At 62.9% G+C, this 23,874-nt stretch carries 24 protein-coding genes; 14 read left to right on the top strand and 10 right to left on the bottom strand.

The genetic code is table 11. The annotated features are described in order from the left end of the window. The first annotated feature begins 57 nt into the window (after positions 1-57). Genes flhA through C5750_RS17360 form a run of 6 tightly spaced genes read left to right on the top strand, consistent with a single transcriptional unit; the run spans position 58 to position 4,886 of the window. Entirely contained in the window at positions 58-2,148 is a 2,091-nt protein-coding gene (flhA, locus tag C5750_RS17385) for a flagellar biosynthesis protein FlhA (protein ID WP_105735187.1), read from the top strand. 11 nt (positions 2,149-2,159) lie between these two features. After that, a complete protein-coding gene (gene fliR, locus C5750_RS17380; RefSeq protein WP_105735186.1) occupies positions 2,160-2,918 on the top strand; it encodes a flagellar biosynthetic protein FliR in 759 nt (252 codons plus the stop codon). Between the two features lies 1 nt (position 2,919). After that, positions 2,920-3,330, top strand: coding sequence for a hypothetical protein (locus tag C5750_RS17375; protein WP_105735185.1), 411 nt, complete (start codon positions 2,920-2,922; stop codon positions 3,328-3,330). A 49-nt stretch (positions 3,331-3,379) separates the two neighbouring features. After that, positions 3,380-3,940 (top strand): rod-binding protein, encoded by a 561-nt coding sequence (locus tag C5750_RS17370; protein ID WP_105735184.1) that lies wholly within the window; start codon positions 3,380-3,382, stop codon positions 3,938-3,940. A gap of 26 nt (positions 3,941-3,966) precedes the next feature. Then, positions 3,967-4,404, top strand: a complete 438-nt coding sequence (locus C5750_RS17365) for a flagellar protein FlgN (protein ID WP_342588469.1) — start codon at positions 3,967-3,969, stop codon at positions 4,402-4,404. Then, on the top strand, positions 4,401-4,886 hold the full coding sequence (locus tag C5750_RS17360; protein ID WP_105735183.1) for a hypothetical protein: 486 nt from the start codon (positions 4,401-4,403) through the stop codon (positions 4,884-4,886). Before C5750_RS17365 ends, C5750_RS17360 begins: the two co-directional genes overlap by 4 nt. A 6-nt stretch (positions 4,887-4,892) precedes the next feature. Here C5750_RS17360 and C5750_RS17355 read toward each other — a convergent pair whose 3' ends face one another. From C5750_RS17355 to C5750_RS17330, 6 genes are all read right to left on the bottom strand, one after another. Further along, a complete protein-coding gene (locus tag C5750_RS17355) occupies positions 4,893-5,234 on the bottom strand; it encodes a PilZ domain-containing protein (RefSeq protein ID WP_105735398.1) in 342 nt (113 codons plus the stop codon). A gap of 195 nt (positions 5,235-5,429) precedes the next feature. Beyond that, the gene (locus C5750_RS17350) at positions 5,430-6,695 is read right to left on the bottom strand and encodes an ABC transporter substrate-binding protein (protein WP_105735182.1); all 1,266 of its coding nucleotides are present in this window, start codon (positions 6,693-6,695) and stop codon (positions 5,430-5,432) included. Between the two features lie 25 nt (positions 6,696-6,720). Then, positions 6,721-7,557, bottom strand: a complete 837-nt coding sequence (locus tag C5750_RS17345; protein WP_105735181.1) for a carbohydrate ABC transporter permease — start codon at positions 7,555-7,557, stop codon at positions 6,721-6,723. After that, positions 7,554-8,498: a carbohydrate ABC transporter permease gene (locus tag C5750_RS17340; RefSeq protein ID WP_105735180.1), complete on the bottom strand. Its 945-nt coding sequence runs from the start codon at positions 8,496-8,498 to the stop codon at positions 7,554-7,556. The genes C5750_RS17345 and C5750_RS17340 overlap by 4 nt, the downstream gene beginning before the upstream one ends. Next, a complete protein-coding gene (locus C5750_RS17335) occupies positions 8,491-9,645 on the bottom strand; it encodes an ABC transporter ATP-binding protein (RefSeq protein WP_105735179.1) in 1,155 nt (384 codons plus the stop codon). The genes C5750_RS17340 and C5750_RS17335 overlap by 8 nt, the downstream gene beginning before the upstream one ends. Continuing rightward, on the bottom strand, positions 9,642-10,478 hold the full coding sequence (locus tag C5750_RS17330) for a metallophosphoesterase family protein (protein WP_105735396.1): 837 nt from the start codon (positions 10,476-10,478) through the stop codon (positions 9,642-9,644). The genes C5750_RS17335 and C5750_RS17330 overlap by 4 nt, the downstream gene beginning before the upstream one ends. 324 nt (positions 10,479-10,802) lie before the next feature. Between C5750_RS17330 and C5750_RS17325 the strand changes: the two genes are divergently transcribed. After that, positions 10,803-11,990 (top strand): D-alanyl-D-alanine carboxypeptidase, encoded by a 1,188-nt coding sequence (locus tag C5750_RS17325; protein ID WP_105735178.1) that lies wholly within the window; start codon positions 10,803-10,805, stop codon positions 11,988-11,990. 59 nt (positions 11,991-12,049) lie between these two features. Further along, positions 12,050-13,306, top strand: coding sequence for an ATP-binding protein (locus tag C5750_RS17320; RefSeq protein ID WP_105735177.1), 1,257 nt, complete (start codon positions 12,050-12,052; stop codon positions 13,304-13,306). 37 nt (positions 13,307-13,343) lie between these two features. Here C5750_RS17320 and C5750_RS26610 read toward each other — a convergent pair whose 3' ends face one another. Beyond that, positions 13,344-13,586 carry a hypothetical protein gene (locus C5750_RS26610; RefSeq protein WP_130272242.1) on the bottom strand — a complete coding sequence of 81 codons (243 nt, stop codon included), beginning with the start codon at positions 13,584-13,586 and terminating at the stop codon, positions 13,344-13,346. 65 nt (positions 13,587-13,651) lie between these two features. Here C5750_RS26610 and C5750_RS17315 point away from each other — a divergent pair, with 65 nt between their 5' ends. Beyond that, entirely contained in the window at positions 13,652-14,944 is a 1,293-nt protein-coding gene (locus tag C5750_RS17315) for an NCS2 family permease (RefSeq protein WP_105735176.1), read from the top strand. Between the two features lie 73 nt (positions 14,945-15,017). Further along, positions 15,018-15,617, top strand: coding sequence for a deaminase (locus C5750_RS17310; protein ID WP_425350485.1), 600 nt, complete (start codon positions 15,018-15,020; stop codon positions 15,615-15,617). A gap of 75 nt (positions 15,618-15,692) precedes the next feature. On the opposite strand, the gene C5750_RS17305 is transcribed toward C5750_RS17310, so the two are convergent. The 3 genes from C5750_RS17305 to puuE are packed head-to-tail and all read right to left on the bottom strand — an operon-like array spanning position 15,693 to position 18,623. Then, complete coding sequence (locus C5750_RS17305) at positions 15,693-16,178, bottom strand: ureidoglycolate lyase (protein ID WP_105735174.1); 486 nt, start codon at positions 16,176-16,178, stop codon at positions 15,693-15,695. Beyond that, positions 16,163-17,194 (bottom strand): allantoicase, encoded by a 1,032-nt coding sequence (alc, locus tag C5750_RS17300; protein ID WP_105735173.1) that lies wholly within the window; start codon positions 17,192-17,194, stop codon positions 16,163-16,165. The genes C5750_RS17305 and alc overlap by 16 nt, the downstream gene beginning before the upstream one ends. A 10-nt stretch (positions 17,195-17,204) precedes the next feature. Then, positions 17,205-18,623, bottom strand: a complete 1,419-nt coding sequence (gene puuE / locus C5750_RS17295) for an allantoinase PuuE (RefSeq protein WP_105735172.1) — start codon at positions 18,621-18,623, stop codon at positions 17,205-17,207. A 181-nt stretch (positions 18,624-18,804) separates the two neighbouring features. On the opposite strand from puuE, the gene uraH reads away from it, so the two are divergent. The 4 genes from uraH to xdhC are packed head-to-tail and all read left to right on the top strand — an operon-like array spanning position 18,805 to position 23,872. Continuing rightward, a complete protein-coding gene (gene uraH, locus C5750_RS17290; RefSeq protein ID WP_105735171.1) occupies positions 18,805-19,173 on the top strand; it encodes a hydroxyisourate hydrolase in 369 nt (122 codons plus the stop codon). A 6-nt stretch (positions 19,174-19,179) separates the two neighbouring features. Beyond that, a complete protein-coding gene (xdhA, locus tag C5750_RS17285; RefSeq protein ID WP_105735170.1) occupies positions 19,180-20,658 on the top strand; it encodes a xanthine dehydrogenase small subunit in 1,479 nt (492 codons plus the stop codon). A gap of 9 nt (positions 20,659-20,667) precedes the next feature. After that, positions 20,668-23,004, top strand: a complete 2,337-nt coding sequence (xdhB, locus tag C5750_RS17280) for a xanthine dehydrogenase molybdopterin binding subunit (RefSeq protein ID WP_105735169.1) — start codon at positions 20,668-20,670, stop codon at positions 23,002-23,004. 7 nt (positions 23,005-23,011) lie between these two features. After that, on the top strand, positions 23,012-23,872 hold the full coding sequence (gene xdhC / locus C5750_RS17275) for a xanthine dehydrogenase accessory protein XdhC (RefSeq protein ID WP_105735168.1): 861 nt from the start codon (positions 23,012-23,014) through the stop codon (positions 23,870-23,872). Positions 23,873-23,874 lie beyond the last annotated feature (2 nt).

Raw genomic sequence — 23,874 nt, 5'->3', positions numbered from 1 at the left:
GCTTTGGCTTCGCGTAAGCTTCGCTCCCTATGCTTGCAGCGATCATAGGAGAATGCTGTGCAACAGGCTGCCGTAAAGAAACTGGGCGACAAGGGCTATCTGACCGGCAGCGACGTCGGTTTGGCGCTTGGCATCGTCATCATTCTGACCGTGCTCTTTCTGCCCGTCTCGCCGATGGTGCTCGATATCGGCCTTGCCTTTTCCATTGCGCTCTCGGTTCTCATTCTCATGGTGTCCCTGTGGATTCAGCGCCCGCTCGATTTCTCGGCATTTCCGACGGTGCTGCTGATTGCCACCATGATGCGCCTGTCGCTCAACATCGCGACAACCCGCGTCATCCTCACCCATGGCGATGAAGGCTATGCCGCCGCGGGGCAGGTGATCCACGGTTTCTCCCAGTTCGTCATGGGCGGCGACTTCGTCATCGGTCTCGTGGTCTTTGCCATCCTGATCATCGTCAATTTTCTCGTCATCACCAAGGGTGCCACGCGCATCGCGGAGGTCGGCGCGCGCTTCACGCTCGATGCCATTCCCGGCAAGCAGATGGCGATCGATGCGGATCTTTCCTCCGGCCTGATCGACGAAAAGGAAGCGCAGCACCGCCGCCGCGAGCTGGAAGAGGAGAGCGCGTTCTTCGGTTCGATGGACGGTGCGTCGAAATTCGTGCGCGGCGACGCCATTGCCGGCCTCATCATCACCGCCGTGAATATTTTCGGCGGCATCATCATCGGCGTCACCCGCCATGGCATGGAAGTCAGCCAGGCGGCCGACGTCTTCACCAAACTGTCGGTCGGCGACGGTCTGGTCACGCAGATTCCGGCGCTGATCGTCTCGCTGGCGGCTGGCCTGCTCGTGTCCAAGGGCGGCACGCGCGGCTCCACCGACAAGGCCGTCTTCGGCCAGCTCGGCGCCTATCCCAAGGCCCTGTTCGTCGCTGCGCTCCTGCTGTTCGTTTTGGGTGTCCTGCCGGGACTGCCAGCATTCCCGTTCTTTATTCTCGCCCTTGGTCTTGTCGCCATCGGCATTGCCGTTCCGCGCAAGATCGCCCGGGTGGCGGCAGCAGCCGTGGCTGAACAGAACGCCCGCAAGAAGGAGGCCGAGGACGAGGACCGCAACTCGGTCCGCGCCTCGCTGGAAACCGCACAGATCGAGCTGTGCCTCGGCAAGCAGCTGTCGACCCGCCTGATGGCCTCGCAGCTGGAGCTGGCGCACCGTGTCAACAAGATGCGCAAGAAATTCGCCACCGAATACGGTTTCGTGGTTCCCGAGATCAAGGTGACCGATGATTTCCTCATCCCGCCGAAGGTCTATCGCATCAAGATCCACGGCACGGTTGTGGTCTCGCAGGAGCTGCGGGTCGGTGAAATCCTGGTGATCCCCGGCGACCGGCCCATTCCGGAAATTCCGGGTGAAGAGGTGCGCGAGCCCGCCTTCGGCATGAAGGCCTATTCGGTGCCGGAAACCTTTGCCGCCGACCTGAAGCGCGACAACTACATGACCGTCGACAATCTCTCGGTGCTGCTGACCCACCTGAGCGAGATCGTCCGCAACAACCTGGCGCAGCTGCTGTCCTACAAGGACATGCGGGCCCTTCTCGACCGGCTCGGCCCGGAATACCGCAAGCTGCTCGACGATATCTGCCCCGTGCATCTGTCCTATTCCGGCCTGCAGGCCGTGCTCAAGCTGCTGCTGTCGGAACGGGTGTCGATCCGCAATCTCAACCTGATCCTGGAAGCCATCGCGGAGGTCGCGCCGCATATCCGCCGTGCGGAAATGATCGTCGAGCATGTGCGCATGCGCATGTCGCAGCAGATCTGCGGCGATCTGGCGGACAATGGCGTGCTCAGCGTGCTGCGCCTCGGCAACCGCTGGGACATGGTGTTCCACCAGAGCCTGAAGCGCGATGCCAAGGGTGAAATCGTCGAGTTCGACATCGACCCGCGCCTGCTCGAGCAGTTCGGCACCGAGGCCAGCACCGCGATCCGCAAGCATCTGGACGCGGGCGAGCGCTTCGTGCTCGTCGCCTCGCCGGAGGCACGGCCCTATATCCGCATGATCATCGAGCGGCTGTTCGCCACGCTGTCCGTGCTGTCCCATGTCGAGATTGCCCGTGGCGTCGAAGTGCGTTCGCTCGGCACGATCTCGTGAGGCCCTGACCCATGCTGCAGAACCTGGCGCTCAGCGACATGGTGATCGCCGCCTTTCTGGTGTTCGCCCGCGTCGGTTCGTGCCTTCTGGTGATGCCGGGCATTTCCAGCCCGCGCATTCCGCTGCAGATACGGCTCTTCCTCGCCCTGGCCTGTTCGCTCATGGTGGTGCCGCTGGTGTTCAAGCAGATGGCGCCGGTGGCCAATGCCGCGCCGCTCGTCCTGATGCGCATCATCGTCATCGAAGCCATCGTGGGCGCGCTGATCGGCATTCTGGCGCGCATGTATTTCTGGGCCCTGCAGTTCATGGCCAATACCATCGCCATGGCGACGGGCTATTCCGGCGCGCCGGGGGCGGGCATCGAATCGGAGGAAGCGCAGGCGGCCGTCGCCACCATCGTCACCTTGTCGGCATTGCTGATGTTCTTCGTGATGGACCTGCATCTGGAAGTGCTGCGCGCTTTGCTTTCATCCTATTCGGCCATTCCGGTGGATGGGGTTTTCCAGCCGGCGACCGCCATGGTCAATCTCACCGATACGCTGTCCAAGGCCTTCTTCAGCACCATCCGCATCGCCGCGCCCTTCATTGTCTTCGCCGTCGTGGTGAATATTGCGGTCGGGCTGATCAATAAGCTGACGCCGACCATTCCCGTCTACTTCATCTCCATGCCCTTCGTTCTCGCCGGAGGCATGATGCTTCTCTACTTCAGCATGCCGGATCTCCTGCGCTTCTTCACCAGCGAGGCCGGCACCTATCTGCGGAACTTCTGACATGAGCATCAAGCCCGGTTCACGCCAATCCCTGCGGGGAATGATCAAACTGCAGGTGCTGGCCAAGGCCCGGCACGAGATGGAGCTGTCGCGGCTGAATGCGCAGTTCGGTGCCATCACGGAAGAGAATGCGGCGCTGTTCAGGATGCAGAATGACCGCTTCGAGAATGGCGCGGGGATCGTCCCGGCCGATCTCATCATGAAGCGGCTGGAAACCAACAAGGCGAAGCAGGCAGGCCTGTCCGAGCGGATGGTGCGGGAAAAACGCGACCTTTTGGCGGTATCGCGCACCATCGACATCCTGCGCGGTCGCCTGCGCCAGCTGGAACAGGAGATGGAACGGGCCGCGTCCGCCGAGGAAATCGAGGAATATGTCATCCATACAATCGTTGGCGGCACAAGCCTCCCGTAAGTTTGGCGCGCTAAGGTACGAAGCATGAAACACGATGGGACAGTGACCGATGGCCATTAATCCACCTTCCGATCTGGTGCTGGATGTTGCCAATGCGGCCGATCCGGCAACCCTGCAGGCGTCGGTCGAGAAGCTGCGCAGCCTTGCCGCGGCGCGCGTCGAAGCCCAGACACGGCTGTCGCGCGAGACATTTGCATCCATCCAGCAGGCCGGGACACCGACGGTTTCCATCGGGAGCACCAGCGCGCCGGGCGCGCCGAACCCCGCCTACAAGAAATTCGAGTCATTCATGCTGCAATCCTTTGTCGAATCCATGTTTACCGGTGACAACCAGGCCGTGTTCGGCAAGGGCATTGCCGGTGATTACTGGAAATCGATGATGGCAGAGGCTGTGGCCAAGCAGATGGCCGATGCCGGCGGCATCGGCGTGGCGCGGATGCTCGAACAGCAAAGCGCCAACAAGGCGAAGACCGCGGCGGCGAGCGCCGCGCCTGCAATCCCGGGCGATCAGAGCCCGGACCCGAATGTCATTTTGTACCAGATCGAACGGCAACTCATTCACAAGCAATTGAAGACGACGAAACCTCTTGACGCGATCAAACGGGGCTGATGCCGGCAAGATTGGAGGAAATGAATATGGATATAATCAACGATAATGAAGAGAACGGCACCGTGATCGAACACGCTCCCCTTGTACCCGAGATCGAACCGGCGCTTGAGCCTGTCCTCTTCGCCATCAAGCGCCTTGAAGAGGTCGTCGAGCGCGAAACCAACCTGCTGCTCGACGGGGAGACCATCGATCTCGCCGAAATCAACGCGCACAAGAGCCGCGGCCTGCGGGATTTCAACAAGGCGATGAACAAGGCCGCGAAAACCGCCGGGGTACCGGCGCTGAAATCGCTGCAGCCGGTGCTGGATGCCTTGAAGCAGAAGCTGGACCGCAATTGTGACGCCATCAAACTGCATCTGCGGGCCGTGACCGAGCTGACCGGCCTGATCCGCGATGCGCTGGAAACGCAGGAAGCCGACGGCACCTATACCGCCCAGCAGTTGAGGAACGGGCAGGGCGCATGATCCGTATCGTCCTGATCGGCCTCTGGATCTGCGGCGTGGCGCTGGGATCGCTGTATTTTGCCGTGTGGCAGAATTCGGCGACCGCAGCCGTTTCCTCGCAGAGCAAGGATGTGCTCGATTTCGGCAAGACCGATAGTTTCAGCGTCCCGATCATTCTGGACGGGGCGGTGGAGGGCTATATCGTGGTGCAGCTCGGCTACACGCTCGACAGCCGCGTCAAGGCAATGGTCACCGTGCCGGTTGCGCCATTCATCAATGACGAGATCTTCCGCCAGTTCTACGGCCACTTTTCCGATGTGAAAGACGTGCAGAAGGTTGAGTTTGCCAGCGTCAAGCAATCGGTCATTGACGGGGTCAACGCCAAATTCCCCGAACCGCTGGTGCGCGATCTCCTGGTCGAGCAGTTCAACTACATCACCGCCAAGGAAATCCGCGACCAGAACACCAAGGGCCTGTCGCGGCAGGCGCCAGCGGCGCCATAGGCCATTTCAGAGAGAATAGTATTTTCCGGCAAGGGCGCTGAGGACCGCGTCGCTCAGCGGCGTCACATGCGCATCCTCGATGAAGCGCACGCCGTAGTCGCCATCCCGGTGCCAGACAATCTCGGTCATCAGCGCCCCGCGATACTGGTCGTCGAACAGCCAGAAGCGGTTGGGAATGGCGCAGGGCCCCACGGTGCGGATGCGGGCGCCGCCGCCGGCAATGTTGTGAAAGTGGCACTCGGTCAGAAACTGGCCTTCAAGCGTTGCAAGCTTTCCTGAGCGCAGGCGTGTGCGCTTGCGTTCCTCAATACGCTTTTCCGTCTTGTGGCCGGATTCGGTTGGTGGCATCGATGATGGGTCCAGCAAGGATTGATGATCCGGCGCGAGTACGTATCCGGGATACATATTTCAAGCCGGTGGTTGTCCCTGATGGTCATAGCCTCAAACCATTGCAAAACCGTTATACCAAGGTGTCAAATATGACAGATGCGGACGGGCGCCCCGGCGGGTTTGGCGGGGCGCCTGTCCTTGATCGCGTCAGCCTCAGCGGCGTGGCAGAAGCTTCTGGACCTCGTCGGCGGCGTTGTTCAAGGCTTCCTGCGGTGTGGCCGACTGTTCGACGACACGCGACAGGTTGTCGACGATGGTCTGGGTCACCTTGACACCATTCGTGCCGGGGAAGGCGTACCAGGGGATCATGCGGTTCATCTGGTTGAGCCCGGCCTGGAACAGCGGGTTCTGCTTGTAGAAATCCGCAAGATACTCCGGCGACTTGGCCGCAAGTTCATTGTTCGGCACATAGCCGGTGCCGGGAACCACGACCGAAGCGCCGTAGGGACCGGCGGCGAACTTGGCGAATTTCCATGCGGCCTGCTGCTTGGCGGCGTCCTTGGTCAGGATGACGACGGCGTTGCCGCCCGTCGGCAGATGACCCTTTTCCGGATTGAGCAGCGGCAGCGGTCCGGTGCGCAGGTCGAATTTCGTGCCGACATTCTTGATCGTGTTGCGCAGCGCGCCGGTCGTCTGGAAGGAAAGACCAACCTTGCCGGCAACGAAGGCCTGTTCGCCCGCCTGCTTGGTCAGGACAGGCATGCCGCCCTCCTTGACGAGGCGGCTGACGAGATTGAAGGCAGCGATGCCTTCCGGGCCGTTGAAGGCGACTTTCTTTTCATCCGGGGAAAGCATGGTGCCGCCCGCGCCGAACAGCAGGGCCGAGAACATCCAGTCGTCGCCCTGCCAGCGGAAGTCGATGCCTTCATTGCCGTTGCCGAGCGCCTTGACCTTGGCACCGAGGGTGATGACCTCGTCCCAGGTCTTTGGCGGCTGGTCGGGATTGCCGCCCGCCTGCCGGATCAGGTCGGCATTGTAGTACATGATCGGGTTGGAGGTGGCGAAGGCAAGGCCAACCTGCTGCTCGCCGACCTGAGCGAGGCGAAGGATGTTGTCGCTGAAGCCCTGGGCCGCCATGTCGGGCTCCTTGGCGATCAGCGGCTTCATGTCGACATTGACGCCGCGCTCGGCAATCATGCGCAGGCGGTTGAGGCCGATGAAGGTGATATCGGGCATTTCGGCGGTACCCGCCTGCCGCAGGATCGTCTGGATGCCTTCCTCATAGGTGGCCGAGGGGCTGACGAAGCTGATCTTGATATCGGGGTTTTCTTCCATGAACTTCTTGGAGATGACATCCATCACGTCCTTGAAGAAACCGGGCATCGGATAATGCACGTTGAGGGTGGTTTCCGCCAAAGCGGGAACGCTGAACGCGGTGGCGATCGCGGCTGCCGCAATCGTCTTTCGGAAGAAGCTCATGGTTATCTCCTGGTCTTGGGAACGGTCAGCCTTTGAGGCCGGTGAGGGTGATGCCTTCGATGAAACGCCGCTGCGCCAGCAGGAAGGCTGCAACGAGCGGCAGGGTGATGATGAGGGTTGCGGCCATCAGCGCGCCGTAATCGTCGCCGGCTTCAGCGGCGCGGAAGAACAGGAGGCCCAACGGCGGTGTCGCCCGTTCGCTGCCGGTGATGACGATGAGCGGCCAGAACAGGTCGTTCCAGTGCGCGACCACCGAGAAGATGGCGAAGGCGGTGACCGCAGGCCAGGCATTGGGAACGATCACCCGGTTGACAATGGCAAGCTCCGACATGCCATCGAGCCGGGCGGCCGCAATCAGATCGTCCGGCATGGCGCGGAAGAACTGCAGGAACAGGAAGATGCCGAAGACCGAGATGAAAAACGGCGCGGACAGGGCAAAATAGCTGTTGAGCATGCCGGCCTTGTTCAGGGCGACATAGATGGGCAGGGCGGTGGCATGGATGGGGATGAGCAGCCCGAGCATGACAAGCGTCATCATCGTGCGGGCGGCGCGGAATTTCAGCTTGGCCATGGCATAGGCGCAGGGAATGGCGATGACCACCTGGAAGAAGAAGATCAGGCCGCAGACGACAAGCCCGTTCCACAGGAGCTGGCCCATCGGCACCCGCGTCAGCGCCTTGGCAAGGTTTTCCCACAGCGCCCAGTGCTGCGGCAAAAGGGTGAGCGAGGAGGAAAAGATTTCCTCGCGGGATTTCGCCGCGGTGGAAATCATCCAGATATAGGGCGCAAGGAAAACGAGTGCTCCGGCCGAAAGCATGGCGAGACGCAGGTTGCGCATGGAGAAGAAGGCGGTGTTTCTCATGTGTAGTGCACCCGTCTGTCGAGAACCCGGTATTGGACGAGCATCAGCACGATGAGGAAGGCGAGGAAGATGACGGTCATGGCCGAGGCATAGCCGACGCGCAGATAGACGAAGCCTTCCTGATAGATGGTCCACAGAAGCACTTCCGAAGCCTTGTTCGGGCCGCCTTCGGTCAGCGTCTTGACCGTCTCGAACACCTTCACCGCATTGATCACGCTGATGGTTGTCACGAAGAGGGTCGTCGGTCCGAGCATCGGCCAGGTGACGAGGCGGAAGCGCTCCCAGCTGCCCTTGGCGCCGTCCACTTCCGCCGCGGCATAGAGTTCGCGCGGGATGGCGGTGAGGCCAGCGAGAAACAGCACCATGTTGAAGCCGACCGACTGCCAGATGCCGATGATCGCCAGGCTGGTCAGCACGGTGCTGCTGCTGCCCAGCCAGTTGGGACCGGCAATGCCCAGCATCGACAGCATGGCGTTGACCGGGCCGATGGTCGGGTGCAGCAGGTACTGGAACACCGTTGCCATGGCCACCAGCAGCGAGGCGACGGGCAGGAAGTACACGGTGCGGAAGAAGGCGCGCCCGCGCGTCTCGCTCTCGATCAGCAGGGCTACGCCAAGGCCGATGAAGACGGAAAAGGGTGTGACGATGGCGGTGTAGACGGCGGTGTTCTTCAGCGAGATGAGGAACGTCCGGTCGCCGAAGAGCTCGATATAATTGTCGAGGCCGATGAACTGGAAGTCGTCATAGCCGAGCTCGTAATTGGTCAGGCTGAAGACGAAGACGGCCAGCGTCGGCAGCAGGATCAGGACGATGATGAGCAGGATCGCCGGTGCAGCCAGCTGCCAGGCCACGCGCTCCTCGCGTTTGGCGGCGCGGATGGCTGCCTGCCGGGCGGTGGTCCGATCCGCGGGAAGAAGGTTCGCTATTGCGGTCTCATGCATCGACGGCAATCCTTGCCGTTGCCCGCAGCGGCACGCGCAGCCCGTCCTGCCCGAAGACGAGGCAGGCATCCGCATCGATCTGAAGCGCAACGGGCGATCCCGCACCCAGATGGGAGACATCGGCCGGGGCGGCCTTGATGACAATGCCGTCCCCGGCGCCGTCGGCCTGTGTTGTCACCAGCACTTCCGAGCCGAGGAATTCCAGCCGGGTGACGATGGCGGCAATGCCCTTGGCGCCCTGCGGTCTCAGCCTGATGCGCTCCGGCCGGATGCCGAGCTGGACCGGGGTGCCGGCCGGACCGGTGACGCCGTCAACGACGGCCTTGCCGCTGAAAAACACCGCGCCATTGTCGGCGGTGACGGCGTCGATGATGTTGATGCGCGGGCTGCCGACGAACTTTGCCACCTCGACATGGCGCGGATCGTCATAGATGTCGGCGGGCGAGGCGAACTGCAGCACCTTGCCGCCCATCATGACGGCAACCCGGTCGGCCATGCTGAGGGCTTCGGACTGGTCGTGCGTGACGTAGATGGTCGGCACGCCGGTGCGCCGGTGCAGGTCAACGATCTCCGCACGGGTATGCACGCGCAGATTGGCGTCGAGATTGGAAAGCGGCTCGTCCATCAGGAACACGCCGGGCTGGCGCACGAGTGCGCGGGCGAGCGCCACGCGCTGGCGCTGGCCGCCGGACATCTGTCCCGGCTTGCGGTCAAGCAGATGGTCGATCTTCAGGCTGGTTGCCGTGGCCAGAACCTGCTGCTTGATTGCCGCCTGCGCGGTGCTTCTGCCCGCGACGAAGCGGCCGAGCAAGGGCATGCGCTGCAGGGTGGAAAGCGTGCGCATGGCCAGAGGCACGGCAATGTTCTGTTCGGCGGTCAGGTGCGGATAGAGCGCATAGGACTGGAACACCATCGCCACATTGCGGTCGGCCGGATGCTCCGCGGTGATTTCGCGCCCGCCCATCCAGATGCTGCCGGCATCGCCGTGGTCAAGACCGGCGGCGATGCGCAGCAAGGTGCTCTTGCCGCAGCCCGATGGGCCGACGAGGGCTATGAACTCGCCGTCTTCCGCTTCAATGCTGACATCGTTCAGGATGCTGTTGGTGCCGTAGGATTTCGAGATATTCCTGAGGGCGAACGCGCTCATGCGGCCGTCTCCGGTGCCTGCGCTATGCGTGCACGCGGATAGACCTCCTCGATGACATCGTCGAGGACGAAGCGGGAGAGGCTGCCGATCTCGACGATTTCCGTTTCTGCCGTATCGGTCAGCGTATGGACCGCCGCACCGAGAATGCGCTGGCCGGGCATGTCGCGCTCCAGGTCCCCGACGATGAACGACGAAGCCGGAGCCCAGACGAGACTGGTGTCATTGTGCATGCCCTGCCAGGCGCGGTGCAGGTGCCCGCTGGCATGCAGGGCCACATCATATTCCGCGATCAGGTCGAGCAGCCGCTTGCGCGGTGCGGGGCGAACGCTCCAGTAACCGGTTTCGCCCTCGTCGGCGGCGTCGACAAACAAGGGCTTATGGGCGAAGAGCGCGATGCGGCGGTTCTGCGCCTCGGCGAGCGCGTCCTCCAGCCAGTCGAACTGTTGTTCCTCTTCGAGGCTGTCATTGCCGAGGATCAGGCTGTTGAGGCCGACCAGGCGCCAGCCGTCCATGTCGTGAATCCAGCGGTCCGGTCCGATCATTTCGCGCCAGCGGTCGATGCGCGTGGCGTTGACCGGCTGCGGGCTGCCGGGCATGTGGCCGATGTCGTGGTTGCCGGGCAGGCTGAGGACCTTGACGGGGAGCGCGTTCAGCAATCCGGCGCAGAAGGCCAGGTCATCCTCGATATCCGCGCCGTCGATGGACAGATCGCCCGTATGCACCACCAGATCCGGTTTCTGCTCCGCGACCCATTGGGCCAGGGGTGACCAATTGGCGTTGAAATGGACCTTGGAAGGGCTGAGGTGAGTGTCGGTAATCTGGATGATCCGCACAGGATATCTCTCTTCAAAATCGAACAATGAGGGGCGCATGGCGTGCCGCAGGCAAGCCGATTCCGGCCGGCCCCGGCGCGGGGTCTTCATAGGCTTGGTCTGTGACAGCTGCGTTTCAGGCCAATGACAATTCGATGAACCTCGGTGCCCCGTGCGCCGTGGACGGGGCGGAATGGCCTGCCGCAATTTCTGCTCAATCAGCGGTGAAGATCGCGCCGTTCACCATGATTGTTTACACCTTATCAACCTCAGCCTCGGTAGTCTCAACCGGCGCCCTGTCCGCTGAATTATGCCCTTCGCCCCCTTTCGCATGGAGATGCCGGAATGCTGCTCGGTTTCGCTCGTCAAAGCCTGTTGTGCCACGCCAGAACGCTTGCGCTGGCCTGTGCGCTTGCCACCGGTCTGGCGGGCGTTGCGCAGGCGGCGGACCAGCCCTGGCTGGTGCTTGACGTGCCGACCGGCAAGGTCCTGGGCGAGGGCAACGGCTATGCCCCGCACGGACCGGCCTCTCTGGCCAAGATGATGACGCTTTATCTGACCTTCGAGGCGATCCGGAAGGGCAAGCTCAAATGGGATGACCGGATCGTCATGTCGGCCAATGCCGCCCGCAAGATTCCGGCGAAGCTGTGGATGCGCGGCGGCGATACGCTCAGCGTGCGTGAAGCCGTCAACGCCATGATCATCCTCTCCGCCAATGATGCGGCCTCGGCCATGGGCGAGCATCTCGCCGGTTCGGAAGCGGCTTTTGCCCGGCAGATGACGCAGCGCGCGCGCCAGCTTGGTCTCAGGAACACCGTCTTCCGCAATGCCTCCGGCCTGACGGAGAAGGGGCAGGTGACGACGGCGCGGGACATGGCAACGCTCGGCGTGGCCGTCATGCGGGATTTTCCGCGGGAATACCCTCTCTTCTCCCAGCGCTCTTTCGTGTTCCGCGGCAGGCAGATCAACGGCCACAACAACCTGATGTACCGCTATGCCGGGGTCGATGGCATCAAGACCGGCTATACCGATGCGGCCGGTTTCAATCTAGTCTCTTCGTTCTCCGACAACAACAGGCATATTGTCGGCGTTGTCCTCGGCGGCAAAACCGGACGCGCGCGCGATGACCGCATGGCACAGCTGCTGACGCAATATATGCCCCTGGCAAGCGATGGCGCCAGGCGCGGCAGCAATCTTGTCGCCAGAGCCGAACCGCAACGCAAACCCAGTATTGCCGGGCTGATCGATGAATCTGATATCGAGCAGGGCGATGGCGGGCTGCAGCCTTTGCAGACAAGCGGGGAATGGAATATCCAGATCGGTGCCGTGGACACGCGCGCCGATGCCAAACGCCTGCTTGGCAAGGCGGATAGACTGGTCCGGTCCATTTTGCCAGAAGCCAAGGGCTATATTGAACCCGCAGCCAAGCTCTTTCGCGTGCGGTTTGGCGGTTTCCGTGATGCGAAGGCGGCAGGCGCGGCCTGTTCCGCGCTGAAGCGCCGGGCGTTCGCCTGTATTGCTTCGCGCACGTAATTTTAAAATAGACGTCTATTCGCTTTAAATCAGACGGTAAATGATTTAGGAATGGACGCATGAGTGATTCCCTGCCTGAAAAGCATGGCCTGATCGAAAGACGTGTCGGGCCGCACGTTGAAACCGCCCTGTCGGACACGCGGGTGGTGCTGATCGCCGGTCCGCGCCAGGCGGGCAAGACGACGCTCGCCCGCCAGTTCGCCCGGGCTGACAGGCCCTATCTGACCCTGGACGACGCCGCGACCCTGCAGGCGGCCCGCGCCGATCCGGTCGGCTTCATTCGCGGGCTGAAACGGGCCGTGATCGACGAGGTGCAACGCGCGCCGGAACTGATGCTGGCGATCAAGGAGAGCGTCGACACGGATCAGGAGCCGGGGCGCTTCCTGCTGACGGGATCGGCCAATCTTGCCACGGTTCCGGCCATCGCCGACTCCCTCGCGGGACGCATGGCGGTCATTCCGCTGCTGCCGTTTGCCCAATGCGAGCTGGCGGGAACGCCGGGTGACTTTCTCGACCGCCTGTTTGCCGGGGATGACCTGCGGCTGACGTCCGAACCCGTCACCGGCAAAGCTTTGAGCGATATCGTGCTGCGCGGCGGCTATCCGGAAGTGGTGCGCCGGTCGCAGCCGGCGCGCCGCAAGGCCTGGCTGGAGGATTATGTTTCGCTCATTCTTGACCGGGACGTGCGGGACATCGCCAATATCGACCAACTCGACCGCCTGCCGCGGCTCCTCGATGTGCTGGCCGAACATGCGGGCCAACTGACCAACCATTCCAGTTTCGGCGCGGCGCTCGGCCTTTCCAGCGTGACGGCGCAGAAATACGTCGCCATTCTCGAGCGTCTGTTCCTGGTGCGCACCGTGCCGCCCTGGTCCACCAACCGGCTGACCCGGCTGATCAAGACACCCAAGCTGCATTTTCTCGATACGGGCCTGCTCGGAGCCCTGCGCGACACCGATGCCGACGACGTGCTCAGCGACCGTTCCCGGTTCGGCCCGGTTCTTGAAAGCTTTGTCGTGTCGGAAATCTTCAAGCTGGCGGCCTGGTCCGAGCGCCGCCTGACCTTTTCGCATTACCGCACCAAGGATCAGGATGAGGTTGATCTGGTCATCGAAGACAGGCGCGGGCGGGTCATCGGCATTGAGGTCAAGGCGGCGGCCACCGTGCGCCAGCAGGATCTGCGCGGGCTGCGCCAGCTGCAGGAGGCGGCCGGCGACCGCTTCGTTCATGGCATCGTGCTGCACGATCATGACCGGATCACGCCCTTCGGCGAAAAGTTGCATGCAATGCCACTGTCCAGTCTGTGGTTGAGTTAAGTCAACGCAGGACGCTTGCGGGATGCGGCAAATGTTTCTATGAATGAGAGGGATAGCCGCCGCCGCTATCTGCCTCTTTTCCCATCCGAAACTGAGCTGGCATCAATAAAATATTGAAGCTGTTTCGCTCATGTCTGCGGAAATCATGGCCTAGCATCGCCGCGCCGGAAGACGCACTATCAGCCCGCAGTGGAAGCACTGAGGAGAGGCTGGCCGTGGAGGAGCATGCGTCAGTTTTCTCTTGATTGAAGACGTTCGAAAACTCAAAACAGGCAGCCATGCGACTCGCCAATCCTGGGGGTCACGCAGCAACCGGAGACTCGGCGAGAGCCAGGGGGAGGAATCATGCTCGAAAAGCTTTTCAAGCTACGAGAACACAACACATCCGCGCGCATCGAAATGCTCGCGGGACTGACGACATTCCTGACGATGTCGTACATCATCTTCGTCAACCCGGAGATTTTGTCGTCCACGGGGATGGACCGCAATGCCATCTTTGTCGCAACCTGCATCGCCGCGGCGGTCGGTTCGCTGGTCATGGCGCTTGTCGCCAACTGGCCCATCGGCATGGCGCCGGGCATGGGCCTCAATGCCTTCTTCGCCTTCACGGTCGTGGCGGCGATGGGCTTCACCTGGCAGCAGGCGCTGGGTGCCGTTTTCATTTCCGGATGTATTTTCATCCTGCTCACCGTTACGGGCGTGCGCAGCTGGCTTGTCGCCGGCATTCCCAAATCGCTGCGCAGTTCCATTGCGGCGGGCATCGGCCTCTTCCTCGCCTTCATCGCGCTGAAGAATTCCGGGATCATCGTCGCCAATCCTGCGACCTTCATCGGGCTGGGCCATCTGGGCAGCACGCCCGCCCTGTTCGCCATGCTGGGCTTCTTCATCATCGCGGCGCTCGATGCCCTGAAGGTGCGCGGCGCGATCCTCATCGGCATTCTCGTGGTCACCGTCCTGTCGATGGCCGTGGGCGCCAGCGAGTTCAAGGGTGTGTTCTCAGCGCCGCCAAGCCTCGCGCCGACATTCCTGCAACTTGATATCATGGGCGCGCTGCATACGGGCCTGCTGCAGGTGATCCTGGTGTTCGTGCTGGTCGAGGTGTTCGATGCCACCGGTACGCTGATTGGCGTGAGCAAGCGCGCCGGCCTGATCGAGGAGGGGAAACCCAACCGTCTCGGACGCGCGCTGTTTGCCGACAGCACGGCCATCGTGGCCGGCTCGCTGCTCGGCACCAGCAGCACCACCGCCTATGTCGAAAGCGCATCGGGCGTTCAGGCCGGCGGGCGGACCGGATTGACGGCGCTGACCATTGCCGTCCTGTTCCTGGCGGCCCTGTTCATCGCGCCGCTGGCAGGGTCCGTTCCCGGCTACGCCACCGCACCGGCCCTGCTCTACGTCGCCGGTCTGATGATGCGTGAACTCACCGATATCGAATGGGGCGATGTGACCGAGGCCACCCCGGCGGCACTGACCGCGCTGATGATCCCGTTCACCTATTCGATCGCCAACGGTCTTGCCTTCGGCTTCATCAGCTATGTCGTGCTGAAGACATGCACCGGCCGGGTCAAGGACGTGCATCTGGCAACCTGGCTCGTGGCGATCCTGTTTGTCATCCGTTACACCCTGTTCCCCGTGTAAAACAGCGGCCCGGATACATGCCGTATCCGGGCCAAGCTGCCTGCGGGCCTAAGCGAAGGACACGTCAATGACTGTGGAAACACCAACAACCGCGACGATCGATGCGTTGCTCGACGCGATGGAACATCACATCATTCCGATGACGGAAAAGGGTGTGGCGGCAGGCAACAAGATTTTCGGCGCCGCCCTGCTGCGCAAGTCGGATCTGTCGCTGGTTCTGGCGGAGACGAACAACGAGACGGAAAACCCGCTCTGGCACGGCGAGGTGCATACGCTGAAACGCTTCTACGAAGTGAACGAAGACAAGCGCCCGGACCCCAGGGAGCTGATCTTCCTGTCGACGCACGAACCCTGCTCGATGTGCCTTTCGGCCATCACCTGGGCCGGGTTCGACAATTTCTACTATTTCTTCAGCCACGAGGATTCCCGCGATGCCTTCGCCATCCCGCATGATCTGAAGATTCTCAAGGAAGTCTTCACGCTGGAGCCCGGCGGCTACAATGCCGAGAATGCCTTCTGGAAGAGTTATGCCATCCATGCCCTGATCGCGGCGCTGCCGGAACCGGACCGGGGCAGGCTGCATGCCCGGGCCGCGCGGATCGCCAAGAAATATGCGGATCTGTCGAACCAGTATCAGTCCGGCAAGGGCGGGAATTCCATCCCGCTGAACTAGGGTGCTGATCCATCGATATGCTGACGAGGCGGGGCATTTGCGCCCCGCCTCGTCTGTTTTGGCCGCCGGCCGCGCTCAGCGGACGATGAACGGTTCGGGATAAAAATATTCCTCGAGATTGTTGCCGTCGCCGCCGCGATCCACGACCACGAAATCCGAGGTGCCGCCGAGCGGGGTGAGAATGCCATGCCAGATGTTGCGATGGATATTCACGCCCTGTCCCGGTGCCGTCAGGAAGGCGATGGGATCGCCCGCCCCGCCGGGCCGGTCATGCGCGACCACGACGAGGAACGGGTGAGCGGACAGCGGCATGAAGGCCTGGCTGCCGAGGGGATGTCGCTCCACCATGGCGAGCGTCAGCGGCAGGTCGTAGGGCTTGCCGCGCAGCAGGCTGATCAGCACGCGCGGGTTTTCCCCGGTTGTCTCCACCTTCGCCAGATCGTGATACCGCGTGCACATGCCGTGATTGATGGGAAAGCTGGACGATCCCTCCACCTCGATCACATCGCCGAAGGGCCGAAATGCGTCGCGGGAAAGCGGTTGTATCAGAATGTCGCGCATGGTTCTTTGCTCCCGATCTTGCCGAAAAGGCGCAGACGGCTCACCCCGCCGTCGGGATAGATGTTGAAGCGGGCATGGGTGACAGCGCCCGCCTGCCGGATCTGACCGGCGCCAAATTCGTGGATCGCATCGGCCGACAGTTTTTGCGGCGGCAGGATTTCATCCCAGAACATGGAGGAGGGAACCACCAGCGGGTCGAGACCCCCGCTGCTGTCTCCAAGGTCTGCCGCCTGAATGGAGCAGGCGTCGGGAAAATTGCCCTTGAAATGCGCGGTGTCGACAACAGCGCTTTCGATGGTCCCGCGCGCGGCAAGGCGGATGATGATCCAGTCGTGCCCCGGTTCCCGGCGGCGGCGCGTTTCCCAGCCGTCGCCCATATTGACACCGCGGCCCGGCGCCAGCAGGCGCTGATGGCCGTAATGGGCGTTGGACATGGCGACCACGCGGCCGCCGAACAGCGAGGCCGCCAGATCGATGCTGCTGCCGTCGGCGCCATGGGTGCCAAGGGACGGCTGGCCGTAGACGCGCAGCCGCGCCACGCCGCCATCGGGATGGATGTGGAGCCGCACATGGCTCCACACGGCGTCCGACGTGCAGGCAAAGAAATGCCGGGCGCCGGGACCGAGCGGGCTCAACGCCAGCACTTCCGTCCACCGGGTCGCGGCGTTGGGCTCGTGCGGCGAAAGCGTTGCCTCGATGCGGCAGGCCGGCGGATAGTTGCCGGTGAAATGGGCGGTATCGACGTCGAAGCCGCGGATGGTGCCCGGTGCGGCGAGCTGCACGACCGCGTGGTCATGACCGCTGCCGCGCCGCCGCCGCGTTTCCCAGCCGTCCATCCACTTGCCATGGTCGTCGTATTTTTCCGGGATGAAAACGGCCGGGCTGTCGCTGAGCATGCGTTCGAGCGGAGCGAAGAACTCATCGGTGGCAAACAGCGGCTTGGCGCCGAGCCCCGCGGAGGCAAGGTTGATGCCGTCGCGGGCAAAGGCGGGCAGATGATCCACGCAATCCGGCATGCGCACCCCTTCAGTTTGGCAGCATGCCCTGCAGCCGGAGAAACGCGATCCGTTCCACCTGCCGGCAGGCGGTATTGAACTCGGTTTCCCGGTCGTTCTTGACGCGCGTCCTGAAGGCTTCGAGGATGCCATCCTTGCTGTGATCCTTGACCGCGATGATGAAGGGAAAGCCGAAGGTTTCGACGTAGAGGCCGTTGAGCGCTTCGAATTGCGCGCGTTCCGCGTCGGTCAGCGCATCGAGACCGGCGGATGCCTGTTCTTGCGTGGAGCTTTCCGTCAGGCGCTTGGCCTGTGCCAGTTTCCCGGCGAGATCCGGGTGGGCCTTGAGGACGGCAAGCCGCTCCTCCGGCGACGCGCTGCGGAAGACTGTGGTCAGCAGGGCATGCAGCCCCGGTGCCGTGTCGTGCGCATGGGAAAACTCCGACGCAAAGGCGCGCTGCGCAATCCACTCGGAATGTTCGAAGACACCGCCAAAGCGCGCAACGAACGCCGCTTCCGTCAGTGCCGACGGACGCGGTTCGGCTGACCGGTGCGGATGGGTATTTGCCCAGTGCCGGGCAATGTCGATGCGCCGCGCCAGCCAGACATGGCTGTGGCTTTGCACATAGTCGATGAACCTTGCGACGGCGGCCGCGCGTCCCGGCCTGCCGGCAAGACGGCAATGCAGGCCGATGCTCATCATCTTGGGAGAACCCGCTTCGCCTTCGGCATAGAGCGTGTCGAAACTGTCCTTGAGGTAAGAGAAGAACTGCTCGCCGGAATTGAAGCCCTGCGGCGTGGCGAAGCGCATGTCATTGGCATCCAGCGTATAGGGGATGATCAGCTGCTGCCGGCCTGCGGCCTCGTGCCAATAGGGCAGGTCGTCGGCATAGGAATCCGAGACATAGTCAAAGCCGCCTTCCTCTGCGGCAAGGTCCACCGTGTTGACCGAGCAGCGGCCGGTATACCAGCCTTTCGGCCGCGCGCCGGTGATATCGGTATGGATGCGGATGGCCTCGCGCATATGCTCGCGCTCCGCCTCCCTGGTGTAGTCCTTGTATTCGATCCACTTCAGCCCATGCGAGGCGATTTCCCAGTCCGCATCCAGCATGGCGCGCACCTGCGCCGGCGAGCGCTGCAGGGCGGTTGCCACGCCATAGACCGTCACCGGCACGTTCTTGCCGGTGAACAGGCGATGCAGGCGCCAGAATCCGGCCCGCGCGCCATAGTCGTAGATCGATTCCATGTTCCAGTGCCGCTGGCCCGGCCAGGCCTGCGCGCCGACGATTTCCGAGAGAAAGGCTTCGGATGCGGCGTCCCCGTGCAGCACGCAGTTTTCGCCGCCTTCCTCATAGTTCACAACGAACTGGACAGCGATTTTTGCGCCGTCCGGCCAATGGGCCTGCGGCGGGGTTTCTCCGTATCCATGCAAGTCTCTGGGATATTTCATGGCAGCGATCCGTCCTCCACTCTGCTGGTCCGATCCCATGAATAATCAAATAAGCGGGGATGCATTCCCCCAGAAAATTTTGAAAGTCCTGTAAGGAAGCGCCGCCTACTGCGCCGCCGCCGCGCCGGGCAAACTGGGCGATGCAAAAGTGGAAAATCCGCCTTGGGAGGGAGGAACGCTCATGAGTTCTCAGAACGAAACGACAGGCCGTCTGACGACGCATGTGCTGGATACCGCCAGCGGCAAACCTGCCGCCAACCTGCGGGTCGATCTCCTGCGGCTTGACGGCGAGCAGTTCTCGGCGCTGCGCAGCACGCGCACCAATGCGGACGGGCGCTGCGATGCGCCGCTTCTGGCCGGCGCGGAGATGCGTGCCGGCACCTATGAGCTGCGTTTTCATGTGGGCGCCTATCTCGGGGGGCAGACCGATGGCGCCGTGCCGTTCCTCGACGTGGTGCCGATCCGCTTCGGCATCGGTGACGAGGCCGCGCACTACCACGTGCCGCTGCTCGTCGCGCCCTATGCCTATTCAACCTATCGCGGGAGCTGACCGGCCATGGATATCCAGACCCGCTCCAGCATCCGCTTCCTGCTCAATGACCGGCTTGTCGAACTGACCGACGTGGCGGCAACCCAGACGCTGCTCGATTTCCTGCGCCTCGATCGCCGGTTGCGCGGCACGAAAGAAGGCTGCGCCGAAGGCGATTGCGGCGCCTGCACTGTCCTGGTCGGCCGCCTGACCCATGGCCAGCTGACCTATGAATCGGTCAATGCCTGCATCCGTTTTGTCGGCTCGCTCGATGCCTGCCATGTCGTCACGGTGGAGGCGCTTGCCGCCGCCGACGGCACGCTGCACCCGGTGCAGCAGGCGATGGTCGACACCCATGCGTCCCAGTGCGGCTTCTGCACGCCCGGTTTCGTCATGTCGCTCTATGGTTTGTGGATGCACAATCCGAGCCCGGCGGTCCGCGACATTGAAAAAGCGCTGCAGGGCAATCTCTGCCGCTGCACCGGCTATGCCGCGATTATTCGGGCGGCGCAAAGCGTGTCGGCACGCAATGCCGGCAATGATCCGCTTGTCGCCGAGCGCGCACGGGTCATCGAACAGCTGCAGGCGCTGAAGGATGGCAGGCGCGTCGATATCGGCGAAGGCAAGCAACGCTTTATCCTGCCCGCCGACGCCGATGACTTCGCCGCTGTTCTCGATGCCAATCCCGGCGCAACCATTGTTGCCGGTTCGACCGATGTCGGGCTGTGGGTGACGAAATTCATGCGGGAGATCGGTCCCGTCATCTTCACCGCGCATCTGGACGGGCTGCGCCGGATCACGGCCGACGATGATGGGCTGACACTCGGCGCCGGGGTAAGCTACACCGACGCCTATCCGGTCATCTCGGAACATTTCCCGCAATTGTCCGAGCTGTGGAACCGCATCGGCGGCGAGCAGGTGCGCAACATGGGCACGATCGGCGGTAATGTCGCCAATGGTTCGCCCATCGGCGACACGCCCCCGGCGCTGATTGCGCTCGGCGCAAGCGTGCGCCTGCGCAAAGGCCCGAACCGCCGGAGCGTGCCGATGGAAAAATACTTCATCGACTATGGCAAACAGGACCGCATGCCCGGAGAATTCGTCGAGGCCATCCACATCCCCGCGCTCAAGCCGGGCGAATTGTTCGCCGTCTACAAGATATCGAAACGGCTCGACGAGGACATTTCATCGGTGTGCGGCGCGTTCAAGGTGCTGCTCGACACTGAAGGCAAGGTACAGGCCGCCACGATTGCCTTCGGCGGCATGGCGGGGACGCCAAAGCGCGCGGCCGCCGTCGAGGCGGCGCTGACCGGTTCCGCGTGGGATGAGGCGGCCATCGAGCGGGCCATGGCGGCCTTTACAGTGGATTTCACGCCGTTGACCGACTGGCGCGCCTCGGCGGACTACCGGCTTTTGACCGCCAGGAACCTGCTGCGCCGCTTCCATCTGGAGACGACGGGCGAAGAGACCGTCCGGCTGAACCGTTATGCCGCGGTTGCGGGCTAGGAGGAAAGCATGAATTCGATCCAGCCGATGGCCCGCATCAAGGGCGGGGTGCACGAACAACAGCCGCATGAATCCGGCCACAAGCACGTTTCCGGTTCCGCCGAATATATCGATGACATGCCGGAACCGGCCGACACGCTGCACGCCTATCTCGGCCTGTCGCAGCGTGCGCATGCGGACATCCTGTCGATCGATTTCGAAGCGGTCAGGGCGTGTGCGGGTGTCATCGGTGTCCTGACGGCGGATGATATCCCCGGCCACAATGATGTGAGCCCGGCGGGCAAGCATGACGATCCGGTCTTTGCGGTGGGTAAGGTGGAATTCCATGGCCAGCCCATGTTTGCCGTCATTGCCGAGACGCGGCAGATCGCCCGGAACGCTGCCGCGAAGGTCAAGGTGGAATATCGCGATCTCGATCACGCCATCGACGTGCTCGACGCCGAAAAAGCCGGCTATCCGCTGGTCATCGATCCGCTCAAGCTCGAGCGCGGAGATATCGCCGAGGGGCTTGCCAAGGCAACGAACCGGCTGAGCGGTGAAATGCGCATCGGCGGGCAGGATCATTTCTATCTCGAGGGCCACATCGCCTTTGCCATGCCCGGCGAGGATGACGAGGTGACGGTGTATTCCTCGACCCAGCACCCGAGCGAGACCCAGCACATGGTCGGCCATGTTCTCGGCGTACCCGCCAATGCGGTCACGGTCAATGTGCGGCGCATGGGCGGCGGCTTCGGCGGCAAGGAAACGCAGGCCAACCTCTTCGCCGCCGTCGCTGCGGTTGCCGCAAAGAAATACAAGCGGGCGGTAAAGATCAGACCGGACCGCGACGACGACATGGTGGCCACAGGCAAACGCCACGATTTCCACGTGGCCTATGAACTCGGCTTTGACGATGACGGCCGCATCGCAGCGGTGGACGCAACGTTTTCGGCGCGCTGCGGTTTCTCAGCTGATCTCTCAGGACCGGTCACCGACCGGGCGCTGTTCCACGCCGACAATTGCTATTTCTATCCCAATGTCCGCCTGCGTTCGCGGCCGCTCAAGACCAATACGGTGTCCAACACGGCGTTTCGCGGTTTTGGCGGCCCGCAGGGCATGGTCGGCGGCGAGCGGATGATCGAGGATATCGCCTATGCGCTGGGGAAGGACCCGCTGGAAATCCGCAAGGCCAATTTCTACGGCGGCACCGGCAGGAACGTCACGCCCTACCACCAGACCGTTGAAGACAATATCATTCCGCAGATCGTCGCCGAACTGGAGGCATCCTCGGACTACGCGGCGCGGCGCGAAGCGGTTCTTGCCTTCAACCGCGGCAGCCGGATCATCAAGTGCGGCATCGCGCTGACGCCGGTCAAGTTCGGCATCTCCTTCACCAAGACCGAATACAACCAGGCGGGCGCGCTGGTGCATGTCTACAGCGACGGCTCGATCCATCTGAACCATGGCGGCACGGAAATGGGGCAGGGGCTCTACACCAAGGTGGCGCAGGTGGTGGCCGATGAGTTTCAGGTCGATCTTGACCGCGTCAAGGTGACCGCGACGACCACGGCGAAGGTGCCCAACACATCGGCGACGGCAGCCTCGTCCGGGTCCGATCTCAACGGCATGGCCGCCGCCAATGCGGCACAGCAGATCAAGGCGCGGCTGGTGGATTTCGCCGCCGAACATTATGCCGTCGCAAGGAACGAAGTCTTCTTCGAACCCAACACGGTCCGGGTGGGCAATCGCCTGATCCCGTTTGCCGACTTCATCCGGACAGCCTATGGCGCCCGCGTGCAGCTGTCGGCGGCGGGTTTCTACAAGACCCCGAAAATCCACTGGAACCGCGCCGAAGGCAGGGGCCGGCCGTTCTATTACTTCGCCTATGGCGCCTCGGTTTCGGAAGTCAGCATCGATACGCTGACCGGCGAGTATCAGGTGGACCGGACGGATATCCTGCATGACGTCGGAAAATCGCTCAATCCGGCGCTCGATCTCGGCCAGGTCGAAGGCGCCTTCGTCCAGGGCATGGGGTGGCTGACCACCGAGGAACTCTGGTGGGACGCCAAGGGACGCCTGCGCACCCATGCGCCCTCCACCTACAAGATCCCGCTCGCCTCGGACCGTCCGCGTCAGTTCAACGTGGAATTGGCCACATGGTCGGTGAACCGCGAGGAGACGATCCGCCGCTCCAAGGCGGTCGGCGAGCCGCCGTTCATGCTGGCCATCTCCGTGCTCGAGGCAATCTCCATGGCTGTCGCCAGCGTTGCCGGCTACCGGATCGCGCCGCGCCTCGATGCCCCGGCGACGCCGGAACGCGTGCTGATGGCGGTCGAGCGGCTGCGCGCTGCGCGAAGCGGGAAGTGAGCGTCCCATGCCGTCGAACCGCGATGATATCAGGGACTTTCTCAACCGGCGCAAACATGTGGTGCTGGTCGAGGTGAAGTCCGCCAGCGGCTCGACGCCGCGCGAAGCGGGCGCCTGGATGCTGGTTGCGGTCGACTGCATTTTTGGGACCATCGGCGGCGGCCAGCTTGAATTCATGGCCATCGACCATGCGCGGCGGCTGCTGAGCGAAGGCGGGGCGGATGCGGACGATATTTCCGTTCCGCTCGGACCGGAGATCGGACAATGCTGCGGCGGGCGGGTTGCCCTTGGCTTCAAGCGGGTGGACAGGCCCCTGCGTTCGGCGCTGGTGGAAAAGGTCGACCTGGAAATCGCCCAGCGCCCGCATGTCTACATCTTCGGGGCGGGGCATGTCGGCGATGCGCTGGCCATGGCCCTGTCGCTGGTGCCGCTGCGCATCGTCCTCGTCGACACGCGCGAGATCGAACTGTCCGCCACGCGGGTCCCCGGCATCGAAACCTGCCTGACGGCAATGCCGGAAATGGTGGTGCGCGATGCACCGGCGGGCAGCGCCTTCGTCGTCCTCACCCATGACCATGCGCTGGATTTTCTCATCACCGCCGAAGCCCTGGCGCGGGGCGATGCCGCCTATGTCGGCATGATCGGCTCGAAGACCAAGAAGGCGACGTTCCGCAGCTGGCTGGAGCGGGAAGCCGGCCGCCCGGACATTTTTGACGGGCTTGTCTGCCCGGTGGGCGGAACCGCGGTCAAGGACAAGCGCCCGTCCGTCATTGCGGCGCTGGCCGCGGCCGAGATCATGACCTCGGCCCTCAACCACCGGACCGGCGAGGAGCGCCTGCCGAAGCAGAAGGCGCGCCTGCACGCCTGATG

Source organism: Phyllobacterium myrsinacearum, from assembly GCF_002980555.1.
In the GTDB taxonomy this organism is placed as follows: domain Bacteria; phylum Pseudomonadota; class Alphaproteobacteria; order Rhizobiales; family Rhizobiaceae; genus Phyllobacterium; species Phyllobacterium myrsinacearum.
Note: the sequence above shows the minus strand (reverse complement) of the source record. Positions and strands in the feature narration are given on the sequence as shown.

What these genes read in the sequence shown, in the direction of transcription:
- fliR (WP_105735186.1), top strand. Translation starts at nt 2,160, where the DNA reads ATGCTGCAGAACCTGGCGCTCAGCGACATGGTGATCGCCGCCTTTCTG.
- C5750_RS17375 (WP_105735185.1), top strand. Translation starts at nt 2,920, where the DNA reads ATGAGCATCAAGCCCGGTTCACGCCAATCCCTGCGGGGAATGATCAAA.
- C5750_RS17370 (WP_105735184.1), top strand. Translation starts at nt 3,380, where the DNA reads ATGGCCATTAATCCACCTTCCGATCTGGTGCTGGATGTTGCCAATGCG.
- C5750_RS17365 (WP_342588469.1), top strand. Translation starts at nt 3,967, where the DNA reads ATGGATATAATCAACGATAATGAAGAGAACGGCACCGTGATCGAACAC.
- C5750_RS17360 (WP_105735183.1), top strand. Translation starts at nt 4,401, where the DNA reads ATGATCCGTATCGTCCTGATCGGCCTCTGGATCTGCGGCGTGGCGCTG.
- C5750_RS17355 (WP_105735398.1), bottom strand. Translation starts at nt 5,234, where the DNA reads ATGCCACCAACCGAATCCGGCCACAAGACGGAAAAGCGTATTGAGGAA.
- C5750_RS17350 (WP_105735182.1), bottom strand. Translation starts at nt 6,695, where the DNA reads ATGAGCTTCTTCCGAAAGACGATTGCGGCAGCCGCGATCGCCACCGCG.
- C5750_RS17345 (WP_105735181.1), bottom strand. Translation starts at nt 7,557, where the DNA reads ATGAGAAACACCGCCTTCTTCTCCATGCGCAACCTGCGTCTCGCCATG.
- C5750_RS17340 (WP_105735180.1), bottom strand. Translation starts at nt 8,498, where the DNA reads ATGCATGAGACCGCAATAGCGAACCTTCTTCCCGCGGATCGGACCACC.
- C5750_RS17335 (WP_105735179.1), bottom strand. Translation starts at nt 9,645, where the DNA reads ATGAGCGCGTTCGCCCTCAGGAATATCTCGAAATCCTACGGCACCAAC.
- C5750_RS17325 (WP_105735178.1), top strand. Translation starts at nt 10,803, where the DNA reads ATGCTGCTCGGTTTCGCTCGTCAAAGCCTGTTGTGCCACGCCAGAACG.
- C5750_RS17320 (WP_105735177.1), top strand. Translation starts at nt 12,050, where the DNA reads ATGAGTGATTCCCTGCCTGAAAAGCATGGCCTGATCGAAAGACGTGTC.
- C5750_RS26610 (WP_130272242.1), bottom strand. Translation starts at nt 13,586, where the DNA reads ATGGCTGCCTGTTTTGAGTTTTCGAACGTCTTCAATCAAGAGAAAACT.
- C5750_RS17315 (WP_105735176.1), top strand. Translation starts at nt 13,652, where the DNA reads ATGCTCGAAAAGCTTTTCAAGCTACGAGAACACAACACATCCGCGCGC.
- C5750_RS17305 (WP_105735174.1), bottom strand. Translation starts at nt 16,178, where the DNA reads ATGCGCGACATTCTGATACAACCGCTTTCCCGCGACGCATTTCGGCCC.
- alc (WP_105735173.1), bottom strand. Translation starts at nt 17,194, where the DNA reads ATGCCGGATTGCGTGGATCATCTGCCCGCCTTTGCCCGCGACGGCATC.
- puuE (WP_105735172.1), bottom strand. Translation starts at nt 18,623, where the DNA reads ATGAAATATCCCAGAGACTTGCATGGATACGGAGAAACCCCGCCGCAG.
- uraH (WP_105735171.1), top strand. Translation starts at nt 18,805, where the DNA reads ATGAGTTCTCAGAACGAAACGACAGGCCGTCTGACGACGCATGTGCTG.
- xdhA (WP_105735170.1), top strand. Translation starts at nt 19,180, where the DNA reads ATGGATATCCAGACCCGCTCCAGCATCCGCTTCCTGCTCAATGACCGG.
- xdhB (WP_105735169.1), top strand. Translation starts at nt 20,668, where the DNA reads ATGAATTCGATCCAGCCGATGGCCCGCATCAAGGGCGGGGTGCACGAA.
- xdhC (WP_105735168.1), top strand. Translation starts at nt 23,012, where the DNA reads ATGCCGTCGAACCGCGATGATATCAGGGACTTTCTCAACCGGCGCAAA.